The organism is Bradyrhizobium ferriligni, assembly GCF_056837965.1.
This window is the reverse complement of the sequence record NZ_JBXEJO010000132.1, coordinates 1-10,940: the sequence shown is the minus strand read 5'-3', so window position 1 is coordinate 10,940 and position 10,940 is coordinate 1. Positions and strand designations below refer to the sequence as shown.

Annotated in this window: 9 protein-coding genes; all 9 read right to left on the bottom strand. The window is 64.1% G+C overall.

Annotated elements, in window-relative coordinates; all coding sequences use genetic code 11:
* Positions 1 to 112: 112 nt before the first annotated feature.
* The 9 genes from AC1VNY_RS41455 to AC1VNY_RS41415 all read right to left on the bottom strand — a co-directional run bounded on the left by AC1VNY_RS41455 (position 113) and on the right by AC1VNY_RS41415 (position 10,646).
* The gene (locus tag AC1VNY_RS41455) at positions 113 to 679 is read right to left on the bottom strand and encodes a c-type cytochrome (protein WP_482409512.1); all 567 of its coding nucleotides are present in this window, start codon (positions 677 to 679) and stop codon (positions 113 to 115) included.
* Positions 680 to 765: 86 nt separating this feature from the next.
* A complete protein-coding gene (locus AC1VNY_RS41450; RefSeq protein WP_482409511.1) occupies positions 766 to 2,472 on the bottom strand; it encodes an outer membrane protein assembly factor BamB family protein in 1,707 nt (568 codons plus the stop codon).
* A gap of 407 nt (positions 2,473 to 2,879) precedes the next feature.
* Entirely contained in the window at positions 2,880 to 3,818 is a 939-nt protein-coding gene (locus AC1VNY_RS41445; RefSeq protein ID WP_482409510.1) for a carbohydrate kinase family protein, read from the bottom strand.
* A 10-nt stretch (positions 3,819 to 3,828) separates the two neighbouring features.
* Positions 3,829 to 5,481, bottom strand: coding sequence for an FGGY-family carbohydrate kinase (locus tag AC1VNY_RS41440; RefSeq protein ID WP_482409509.1), 1,653 nt, complete (start codon positions 5,479 to 5,481; stop codon positions 3,829 to 3,831).
* A gap of 42 nt (positions 5,482 to 5,523) precedes the next feature.
* Positions 5,524 to 6,297 carry an SDR family NAD(P)-dependent oxidoreductase gene (locus AC1VNY_RS41435; RefSeq protein WP_482409508.1) on the bottom strand — a complete coding sequence of 258 codons (774 nt, stop codon included), beginning with the start codon at positions 6,295 to 6,297 and terminating at the stop codon, positions 5,524 to 5,526.
* A 93-nt stretch (positions 6,298 to 6,390) separates the two neighbouring features.
* Entirely contained in the window at positions 6,391 to 7,398 is a 1,008-nt protein-coding gene (locus tag AC1VNY_RS41430) for an ABC transporter ATP-binding protein (RefSeq protein ID WP_482409507.1), read from the bottom strand.
* 16 nt (positions 7,399 to 7,414) lie between these two features.
* Positions 7,415 to 8,245 carry a carbohydrate ABC transporter permease gene (locus AC1VNY_RS41425; RefSeq protein WP_482409506.1) on the bottom strand — a complete coding sequence of 277 codons (831 nt, stop codon included), beginning with the start codon at positions 8,243 to 8,245 and terminating at the stop codon, positions 7,415 to 7,417.
* Positions 8,246 to 8,249: 4 nt separating this feature from the next.
* Positions 8,250 to 9,122, bottom strand: a complete 873-nt coding sequence (locus AC1VNY_RS41420; RefSeq protein ID WP_482409505.1) for a carbohydrate ABC transporter permease — start codon at positions 9,120 to 9,122, stop codon at positions 8,250 to 8,252.
* A 210-nt stretch (positions 9,123 to 9,332) separates the two neighbouring features.
* Positions 9,333 to 10,646 carry an ABC transporter substrate-binding protein gene (locus AC1VNY_RS41415; protein WP_482409504.1) on the bottom strand — a complete coding sequence of 438 codons (1,314 nt, stop codon included), beginning with the start codon at positions 10,644 to 10,646 and terminating at the stop codon, positions 9,333 to 9,335.
* Positions 10,647 to 10,940: the final 294 nt, after the last annotated feature.

Here is a 10,940-nt window from a genome sequence, read left to right as displayed (position 1 = left end):
GGGGTGGGGGCTCTCTCCACGAATCATTTGGTGGAGAGAGCCCCCACCCGCATCGCATCTTCGATGCGATGCGACCTCCCCCGCAAGCGGGAGAGGTGAACTTCAGCGCCGCTCACAGGCCCGCCAGATAGTCCACCAGTGCGGCCAGGTCGTCGGGCGACGTTGCCAGCATCAGGTCGGACATGCCGGGATTGTTGCCGCGCGCACGGGTGCGGAAATCGGCGATGGTCTTGGCGAGATAATCCCGTCCCATTCCGGCCAGCCGCGGCACCGTGCCGTCGCCCTGGAAGCGATCGAGATGGCAGGCCGGGCAACCGACCGAGCGGCTGGCGCTGACCGCTTTCTCCGCCACGTCCTTCGGCGCGCGCGGCTGGCCGAGGTCAGGCCACGGCTTCTGCGAAAAATATTCCGCGATCGCCAGCATGTCGTCGCGCTCGAACTGCGTCGCGATCGGCTGCATGATCTCGCTCTTGCGATCGCCGCGCTTGAAATCGCGCAGCTGGATGTAGAGATAGCCGGCCTGCTGGCCCCAGATCGTCGGAATGGTCTTGTCGACCGGCTTGCCGTTCTCGCCGTGGCAGCCGGCGCAGACCTGCACCTTGTCTTCAATCGTCTCAGCACATGCCTGCACCGCCATCAGCAGCAGCGCGGCGCCGCAAACCATCAATCTACTGAACATCTGCTCATCCGTAGAAAACAGAGGCGGGACCGAACCGGTCCCGCCTTGCCGTCAATGTTCGCACGCGTGATGCATCAGGCCCGGGCTCAGTCGAGCGTGAAGGCGATGATGTTGTTGCCACGCTTGTAGTCGAGCTGGGTGTTACCGCCCGCGCCGACCACGATATATTGCTTGCCGCCGGCCATGTAGCTCGACGGCGGCGCGTTGACACCGGCGCCGGCCCGGAAGCTCCACAGCTCCTTGCCGTTCGACGAATTGTAGGCCGCGAACTTGCCGTTGCCTTCACCGGTGAAGACCAGGCCGCCGGCGGTGGCGAGGATGCCGCCGATCATCGGCTCGGGTGTGTTGACCTGCCATTTGATCTTGCCGTTGTTGTAGTTCACCGCGGTGATGTTGCCCGCCTGCTTCTCGCCCGGGATCACCTTGAAGGCACCGCCCAGCCACAGCTTGCCGTTCGGATAGGCCGAGCTCTCGACGTGGTACGTCATCGGCTGGTGCAGGTTGATGGCGTAGGCCAGCTCCTGTCCCGGATCGGTCGCGATCGGCGACCATTCGACGCCGCCATTGGCGCCGGGCAGCATGCGCGCACCTTCCTTGGTCGGCAGCACCCACATGTTTTCCTGCGGTACCATCGCCTCGGAGAAGCGGATCAGGCTGCAGTCCTTGCGATCGTGCACATAGATGTGCCCGGTCTTGCCGGCATGAATGACGCCGGGAATCGTCTTGCCGCTCTTGTCCTTGACGTTGACCAGCACCGTCGGGCTGACCGCGTCGAGGTCCCAGACATCATGGGCGATGTACTGGAAGTGGCAGACATACTTGCCGGTGTCGAGATCGAGCGAGACCAGCGAGTTGGTGTAGAGGTTGTCGCCGGGCCGGTTCGAGCCGTCGAGGTCGGGCGATGGGTTGCCGACGACGAAGTAGATCCGGTTGGTCGCGAGATCGACCGACGGGTTCTGCCACACGCCGCCACCGAGCTTGGCATAGGGATCGCCGATCTTGGCGAGCATGTCCTTCTCGGCCTGGATATTGCGATGCATGTCGCGGCCGGTGGCATCCTTGGTCGCCCAGACACCGACGGAGTTCTCCGGAATGGTATGGAAATTCCAGAGCTGCTTGCCGGTCTTGGCGTCATAGGCGCGCACGAAACCGCGGATGCCGTATTCGCCGCCATTGGTTCCGATCAGGACCTTGTCCTTGACCACCGTCGGCGCCATCGTCTCGCTGTAGCCGAGCTCGGGATCGGCGATGTTGGTGGTCCAGACCACCTCGCCGGTCTTGGCATTCAGCGCCATCAGCTTGGAATCGAGCGTCGCCAGATAGACCCGGTCGCCGAGCACCTGGACGCCGCGATTGTTGGGACCGCAGCAATAAACCGTGATCGGGCCCATCTTGTGGGCATAGTGCCAGAGCTGCTGACCGGTCTTGGCGTCGAGCGCATAGACATGGCTGAACGACGTCGTGACGAACATCACGCCATCGACGACGATCGGAGATGTCTCAAGCGATTCCTTGACGTCGGTCTGGAAGATCCATGCGACATGCAGGTTCTTCACATTGTCCCGGCTGATCTGCTTGCCCGGATAGAAGCGCGTCTGGGCGTAATTGCCGTTGGTGAGCAGGAAGTCCCTGCTGTTCTTGTCGGCGGCGTTGAGCTGCTCCTGGGTCACCGGGGACACATTGGCGTTACCGAGGACCGACTGCTTCTCCTGCTTGACTTCCTGTGCGATGGCGGCGCCCGACAACAGGCCAACGCCGAGCGCGGCGAATGCCGCAAGCCCTTTCACATACATATCTTCCCCCGTTATTTCTTGGTTGCAATATTAGGGATGCGTGTCTGCTACTTCCCTTCGAGGCCCGGCCGCCGCTGGCGAGCGCGCAACCCGTTGCGTGGCCTGGTTGCGCTGCAATAGACGATCAAAAAAGGACGACGACAGGTATCGATGGATGGGTTCCATGTTAGCGCGGTCTTTCACAAAGACAACCGATGCGCTCAATGCGAAGCCGAAGCAGCATGACTTCGTACGCTCGAAATGCAGAGATCGCGGGTCGGCATCAAATCCGAACGATATCGGGTGCTTCGGACACCTTCACGCATCGCCGGACAGATTTGCCTTCGCAGGCGCAGCACGCAAAATGAGACTAAGCGTCAAGCGACGGCATCGCGCGAGACGCCGCGCCGGCTGTGGCGGTGCATGGCCTACCAATAGTCGGCCGGCAACTCCCGGCTCCGCGGCGGATCGGCGCCGGGCCGCGTGCAGGTGAAGGCGGCGCATTTGCAAGCAAAGGACAGCGCACGTGTCAGCTCGGCCGCGGAGGTGTCGCGCAGCCGCTGTCGCGCGATCCGGTCCAGCCGATGCAACGCGGCGAGCAGCGCGGCCTGAAAGCTGTCGCCAGCGCCGATCGTATCGACGACGTTCACCACCGGCGCTTCGGCCGCGATCGGTCCGGCCTTGCGATGCCAGGCGCAGGCGCCATCATGGCCGCGCGTGATGACGACAAGCGATGCGCCGCCCGACAGCAGCGCCTCGGCCCTCGCAGCATAGGCCTCGTCGCCGAACAGATAGGCGAAGTCGACGTCGGACATCTTCACGATGTCGGCCTTGGCGCAGAACGCCAGCATGCGCGCACGGTAGGCGTCCTTGTCCGTGACGAGGTTCGGCCGGCAGTTCGGATCGAGCGCGATCGTCACATTCGCCCGCGCATCCTCGATCAAGGCCAGCGTCTCCGCCGCATCCTTGTCATGGACCAGCGTGGTCGATCCGGTGTGGAGGCAGGTGATGCCGTCAAGCGCGACCGCATCGCGTCGATAGATCCAGTTCCGCGATGCGGTGTCGGCGTCGTAGAAGGCGTATTGCGTCTCGGTGCCGGTGACGCGCGCAAAGGCCAGCGTGGCCTGGCGATTGCTGCGCGTGGCGCGACGAAGATCGACGCCGGACGCCACGGCATGATCGGCGATCATCTTGCCGAAGGTGTCGGTCGAGATGCCGCCGACAAAGCCGGTCGGAACGTCGAGCCGGGCGCTGCCGATCGCGATGTTGAGGCAGGAGCCGCCGACCGCGGGCGTCAGGGCCTCGCGTCCATCCGCCGTCTTCGACGGCAGGAAATCGATCAGCGCATCTCCGCAACTCAGCAGCATGGGACAAACCTTACGTCGGCGCTTCGCCGGGCGCCCGCCTCATCGCCTCGCGGCTGTCGCGGTCAAGTTCTCGCAGCATTTTGTGCACGCCGCGCTTCTTGCGGTGGAACTCGGCAAGCTCCGGCCTGGTCGGCTCGCTCAACCGCCCGAGCGCCGACATGCCGGCCATCGCCGCATTGATCGAATTGTGCGCGCCGCTGGCGACCGCGCCCAGCATCGCGGCGCCGAGCAGCACCGGCTCATGGGTCTGCGGCAGCGCCACTGCGTAGCCTGTCGTGTCGGCCATGATCTGGCGCACCAGGGGGCTGCGGCTCGCGCCACCGCCGATCACGATGGTCTTGCCATTGACGCCATGCGCCTGCAAGGCGTCGATGACGTCGGCAAGGCCATAGGCGAGCCCGCACAGGCCGGCGATGAACAGCCGCTCCAGCGCCGACACGTCGGTGTCGAGATCGAGCCCCGCGATCACGGCACGCGAGCCGGGATCCGCATAGGGCGAACGGTTGCCGAGGAACTCCGGCAGAACGTGAACGTGGCGCGCGAGCAACGCCGCGGCACCGGCATTGCCGCTGCGCGCCAGGATGCGCTTCTCGAGGTATTCGATGATGTCGACGCCGTCGGTCTTCGCCGCGACCGCAACCTCGGCATGCGCCGGATGCGACTTGAGCAGGTGATCGATCGCGGCGCCCGCCACCGATTGGCCGCCCTCGTTCAGCCAGAAGCCCGGCACCATGCCTTCGAAATACGGCCCCCAGACACCGGGCACGAAGCAGGGATCGACGGTCGTCGCCATGATGCAGGCCGACGTTCCCATGATGTAGGCGAGCCGTTGGCAGACATCGACCTCGGCGCCGGAGCCATCGCGGCCGCCGATCGCGCCGACGCCGCCGGCATGGGCATCGATCAGGGAGGCCCCGACCGCGGTTCCCGGCAGCAGGCCGAGATCGCGCGCGGCATCCTCGGACAGCCCACGGCCGAGCGGCGAGCCGGGCGGCACGATCTCGCTACCGATCCGCCCAAAGCGATCGGCCGCGAGCGCCTCGAGCCCGACCCGCTTGAAAAAGGCTTCACTCCAGCCGCCCTCACCGGCGACATAGGTCCATTTGCAGGTAACGGTGCAGGTCGAGCGCGCCAGCGAGCCGGACGCGCGGAACGACAGATAGTCGGCAAGATCGAAGAAGTGCCCGGCAGCCTCGAAGGTCGCGGGCAGATGCCGCTTCAGCCAGAGGATTTTCGGGATCTCCATCTCCGGCGAGATGGCGCCGCCGACATAGCGCAGCACCTTGTCGCCGGTCGCGTTGACGAATTCGGTTTCGTCCATCGCGCGGTGATCCATCCAGACCACGACATTGCGCGCGGGATCGCCGGACGGGCTGACGGTGAGCGGCCGGCCTGCCCTGTCGAGCACGACCAGCGAACAGGTCGCGTCGAAGCCGATGCCTTTGACGCTTTCGGCGGTAACCGCGGCCTCCCGCATTGCGTGGCGCACCGAGGCGACGCAGGCCGCCCAGATGTCGTCGGACGATTGCTCGACGATATCGCCGGGCTCGTGCCAGACCCGGATCGGGTGCCGGGCCGAACCCAAAAGCTTCCCCGACTCGTCGAACACGCCCGCCCGGGCGCTGGTGCTTCCGACGTCCACCCCGATATAGGCTTGCCGCATAGCCGCTCTATCTTCTGTTGAGCACGATCTCCCCGGGCAACCCTACCAGCAAGTGTAGCCGCCATCGACCAGAACGATGCTTCCGGTCATCAGGCTCGCAGCATCGGAGGCCAGGAACAAGACGACGGAGGCGATCTCGTCGACCTGCCCCATCCGCGCCATCGGGGTTCCGCCGATCCAGGCGTCGTACATCTTGGGGCTGTTCTTCACGAAGGCATTCAGCGGCGTCTCGATATAGGTCGGCGCCACGGCGTTGACGCGAACCCCGCGCGCGCCCCATTCGGCCGCGAGCGATTTCGTCAGGTGATGCACCGCGGCCTTGGAAGCATTGTAGAAGCACTGTTCCTGCGGCTTGTTGACGATGAAGCCGGACATCGAGCCGACATTGACGATGGTGCCGGATTTCGCCTTCAGCATGTGATTGCCGAAGGCGCGGCAGCACCAGAAGGTGCCGTTCAGGTTGACGTCGATGACGTTGAGCCAGTGCTCGTCGGTCACGGTTTCCGCCGGCGTCTCGCTGCGCGCGATGCCGGCATTGTTGACGAGAATGTCGACCTTGCCGTACTTGCGCACCAGCTCGTCGGCGACCGCAGAGACGCGGCCGGAATCCGTGACGTCCATCAGCGCGATATCGGCGTCAAAGCCCTTGGCCTTGAGCGCGGCTAACGCGTCATTGGCGACCTTGGCGTCACGGTCGCCGATGATGACCTTGGCCCCGGCTTCCGCCAGCGCCTCGGCGCAGGCGAGCCCTATGCCCTGACCCGCGCCGGTGATGATGGCGGTCTTGCCGCCGAGCCTGAATTTTTCGAGATACATTTTCTTCTTCCTTAGCTTCTATTTGAGCATGATCTGTTCGGAAAACTGCTTCACACTTTGCGCTAACGCGGCCCTCCGGGTCCGGATCATGCTCTACGCGTGAATCGATTTTCCGCTGTCGTCGAAACGGTGGATGCGCGCCGGATCCGGGATCAGCGACACCCGGTCGCCGGGATGCAGATCAAGCTCGCCGATATAGCGCGCGGTCAGCATTCCCAGCGGTCCGGCGTCGACATAGAGGAAGGTGTCGCTGCCGAGATGCTCGGCGACCGAGACGGTGCCGTGCCAGCCGCCCTGCCCGTCGCGCTCGACCCTCAAATGCTCGGGCCGTACCCCGATGGTCGCGGCGCCCTGCTGCTTCGCGATCTCATCGGTGACGAAATTCATCTTCGGCGAGCCGATGAAGCCGGCGACGAACAGATTGGCAGGCTTCTCGTAGAGCTCGAGCGGCGAACCGTATTGCTCGATCTTGCCGGCGTTCAGCACTACGATCTTGTCGGCCATGGTCATGGCCTCGACCTGGTCGTGGGTGACGTAGATCGCCGTGGTGCCGAGCTGCTTCTGCAACCGCGTTACTTCGAGCCGCATCTGCACCCGCAGCGCGGCGTCGAGGTTCGACAGCGGCTCGTCGAACAGGAACGCCTTCGGCTCGCGCACGATGGCGCGCCCGATCGCGACGCGCTGGCGCTGGCCGCCGGAGAGCTCGCGCGGCTTGCGGTCGAGATAGGGCGTCAGGTTGAGCGTTGCTGCGGCCGCCTCGACCTTGCGGTTGATCTCGTCCTTGGCGATCCCGGCCATCTTCAGGCCGAACGCGATGTTGCCGCGCACGCTCATATGCGGATAGAGCGCGTAGGACTGGAACACCATCGACAGCCCGCGCTTGGCCGGCGGCACGTCGACCACATTGCGTCCGTCGATCAGGATAGCGCCGCCGGTGACATCCTCGAGCCCCGCGATCAGCCGCAGCAGCGTGGTCTTGCCGCAGCCGGACGGGCCGACGAAGACGACAAAGGAGCCGTCGGCGATGTCGAGATCGGCGCCCTTGATGATGTGGACCGGCCCGAACGATTTTTGCACACCCTGCAGCGTAATCTGACCCATGGCAAAAGCCTTTCTGCTACTTGACCGCGCCGAAGGTCAGGCCGCGGACGAGCTGCCGCTGACTGAACCAGCCGAGCACGAGAATGGGCGCGATCGCGAGCGTCGACGCCGCCGACAATTTCGCCCAGAACAATCCTTCCGGGCTGGAATAGGACGCGATGAAGACGGTAAGCGGCGCGGCCTCGAGCGTCGACAGATTGAGGGTCCAGAACGCCTCGTTCCACGCCAGGATCAGATTGAGCAGCAACGTCGAGGCCAGCCCCGGCACCGCCATCGGCGTCAGCACATAGATCAGCTCGCGCCCGATCGTGGCGCCGTCCATCCGCGCCGCCTCGAGGATGTCCTTCGGGATCTCCTTGAAATAGGTGAACAGCATCCAGATCACGATCGGCAGATTGCCGAGACACAGGATGAAGATCAGACCAGAGCGGGTGTCGAGCAGGCCGAAGGTGCGGTAGATCAGGTAGATCGGCACCAGCACGCCGACCGGCGGCATCATCTTGGTGGACAGCATCCAGAGCAGCACGTCCTTGGTCCGCTTGGTCGGCGAGAACGCCATCGACCACGCCGCCGGAATCGCGATCAGCATCGCGATCAAGGTCGAGCCGCCGGCGATGATGATCGAGTTGAGCGCGTGGTGGAAATAGTCGCTGCGCTCCTGCACCGTGGCGTAGTTTTCGGTGGTCCAGTGGAAGAACAGGAACGAGGGCGGGATCGCGAACGCCTCGAGTTCGGTCTTGAAGCTAGCCAGCACCATCCAGAGGATCGGGAAGAAGATCAGGAAGCCGACCAGCCAGGCCCCCGCCGTCGAGATCACCTTGCGCCGTGTCGTGACCATCCGCGCCATGACGTTACGCCTCCAGATTCCGGCCGACGATACGAACGAGGAAGAAGGCGACGATGTTGGCGAGCACCACCGCAACCAGGCCGCCCGCCGAGGCGCTGCCGACGTCGTACTGGATCAGCGCCTGCGAATAGATCAGGAAGGCGATGTTGGTGGTCTGCAGGCCGGGGCCGCCGCCGGTGGTGACGAAGATCTCCGCAAACACCGTGAGCAGGAAGATGGTCTCGATCAGGATCACCACGGTGATCGGGCGCGCCAGGTGCGGCAGCGTGATGTAGATGAAGGTCGAGATCGCACTCGCGCCGTCCATTTCGGCCGCCTCCTTCTGCTCCTCGTCGAGCGATTGCAGCGCGGTCAGCAGGATCAAGGTCGCGAACGGCAGCCATTGCCAGGAGATGATCAGGATCACCGAAAACAGCGGCGCGTCGTTGAACCAGTCGATCGCCGGCAGCCCGAACAGATGCACGATCCAGGCGAACAGGCCCGACACCGGATGCATCAACAGGTTCTTCCAGACCAGCGCGCTCACCGTCGGCATCACGAAGAACGGCGCGATCACCATCAGCCGGACGATCGAGAGCCCGACCACCTGCTGGTCGAGCAGCACCGCCAGCGGCACGCCGAGGATGATCGTGATCGCGAGCACCGAGCCGACCAGCACCAGCGTGTTCTGCAAAGAGGCGAGGAAGGCCGGATCGGTCAGGAAGTAGCGGAAATTCTCCAGGCCAACGAAGGATTCAGACCCGGGATCGAGCAGGTTATAGTGCAGGGTCGCGAAATAGATCGTGAGCGCCAGCGGCACGATCATCCAGATGAACAGCAGCGCCACCGCGGGCGTGAGCAGCGTGCGTGCGAGCAGTTGGGTCTGCTGGGTCGCCATCCCCGCCTCCTTCTTAAGGAAAGGAGCGACCATCCCGCTGCGGGACAGGATGGTCGCAAGTGGCCCAGCTCGGGAGGTCTAAGCTGGTCGGGCGGCCGAGGCGTTTGACGCGCCTTGGCTATTGGATCGCGTTCCGTGTTGTGAGCATGATCTTTTCGGAAAGCCGCTTCACACTTTGCGCTTACGCGGCCCTCCGGGTCCGGATCATGCTCACTTGATGTAGCCCGCGCGCTTCATTTCGCGCTCGGTCGCGGACTGCGCAGCCGAGAGCGCCGCATCGACGGTGGTCGAACCTGAGAGCGCGGCCGAGAACTGCTGGCCCACCTGGGTGCCGATGCCCTGGAATTCAGGGATCGCCGCGTATTGCACGCCGACGTAAGGCACCGGCTTCACCGTCGGCTTGTTCGGATCGGCGGCATCGATCGAGGCCAGCGTCAGCTTGGCGAAGGGGGCGACCTTCAGATAGTCGGGGTTCTTGTACAACGAGGAGCGCGTGCCCGGCGGCACGTTGGCCCACCCCTCCTTCGCGGCAACGAGCTTGGTGTAGTCCTTGTTGGTCGCCCAGGCGATGAACTTCTCGGCCGCCTCGACCTTCTTCGAACCGGCAGGAACTGCGAGACTCCACGCCCACAGCCAGTTGGCGTTCTTGCCGAGCCCGGTGTTCGGCGCCAGCGCAAAGCCGACCTTGTCGGCGACCGTGGATTCCTTCGGATTGCTCACGAACGACGCCGCCACCGTGGCGTCGATCCACATCGCGCATTTGCCGGCGTTGAACAGCGCGAGGTTCTCGTTGAAGCCGTTGGAGCTGGCGCCGGGAGGGCCGGCCTGTTTCATCAGGTCGACATAGGTCGTCAGCGTCTTCTTCCATTCCGGCGAGGTGAATTGCGGCTCCCACTTCTCGTCGAACCAGCGCGCGCCGTAGGAATTGGCCATCGCGGTCAGGAACGCCATGTTCTCGCCCCAGCCGGCCTTGCCGCGCAGGCAGATGCCATAGACGCCGGCGGACTTGTCGGTCAGCTTCTTGGCGGCGTCGACCACGAAGTCCCAGGTCGGGCTCTCCGGCATCTTCAGGCCGGCCTTGTCGAACAGGTCGGTGCGATACATCACCATCGAGCTCTCGCCGTAGAACGGCGCGGCATAGAGCTTGCCGTCGACCGAGACCGCATCCTTGATCTTGGGCAAGAGGTCGCCGACGTCGTAATCGGCGCCGAGCTTGTCGAGCGGCACCAGCCAGTTCTTCTTGGCCCAGATCGGCACCTCATAGGTGCCGATGGTAAGCACGTCGAACTGGCCGCCCTTGGTGGCGATGTCGGTGGTCACGCGCTGGCGCAGCACGTTCTCCTCGAGCGTCACCCATTTGACAGTGATATCAGGATTCTTCGCGGTGAATTCGCTGGTGAGCCCCTGCATGCGGATCATGTCGCCATTGTTGACGGTCGCCACCGTCAGCGTGGTCTGGGCGATCGAGGGGGCAGAGATCAAAACAGCAGCCGCGCCCGCAACGGCGCAAAGGACGTTTTTCAAGGTGACCTCCCTTATGTCACGTTGAGCATATGCCCACGTGTTGAGCGTATGTTCATCCTGTCGCCAAATTTTGTCAAGCGCGCGGAAGCGCCGTCCCGCGCGTTTGCGGGTTCCGCCACAGCCTGGAATGGAGGTGTTTGCGGAGGTGAAGAGAGCGGCTGACTGGAGTTGGATTGAGCTGGAGCAGTGTCGAAGGTTTACCTCTCCCGCTTGCAGGGGAGGTCGAATCGCATCGGAGATGCAATCCGGGTGGGGGTTCTCTCCACGATATGACTTGAGGATAGACCCCCACCC

Excerpts from the sequence above, each read along its gene's own strand:
- AC1VNY_RS41455 (WP_482409512.1), bottom strand. The coding sequence starts at position 679 with ATGTTCAGTAGATTGATGGTTTGCGGCGCCGCGCTGCTGCTGATGGCG.
- AC1VNY_RS41450 (WP_482409511.1), bottom strand. The coding sequence starts at position 2,472 with ATGTATGTGAAAGGGCTTGCGGCATTCGCCGCGCTCGGCGTTGGCCTG.
- AC1VNY_RS41445 (WP_482409510.1), bottom strand. The coding sequence starts at position 3,818 with ATGCTGCTGAGTTGCGGAGATGCGCTGATCGATTTCCTGCCGTCGAAG.
- AC1VNY_RS41440 (WP_482409509.1), bottom strand. The coding sequence starts at position 5,481 with ATGCGGCAAGCCTATATCGGGGTGGACGTCGGAAGCACCAGCGCCCGG.
- AC1VNY_RS41435 (WP_482409508.1), bottom strand. The coding sequence starts at position 6,297 with ATGTATCTCGAAAAATTCAGGCTCGGCGGCAAGACCGCCATCATCACC.
- AC1VNY_RS41430 (WP_482409507.1), bottom strand. The coding sequence starts at position 7,398 with ATGGGTCAGATTACGCTGCAGGGTGTGCAAAAATCGTTCGGGCCGGTC.
- AC1VNY_RS41425 (WP_482409506.1), bottom strand. The coding sequence starts at position 8,245 with ATGGCGCGGATGGTCACGACACGGCGCAAGGTGATCTCGACGGCGGGG.
- AC1VNY_RS41420 (WP_482409505.1), bottom strand. The coding sequence starts at position 9,122 with ATGGCGACCCAGCAGACCCAACTGCTCGCACGCACGCTGCTCACGCCC.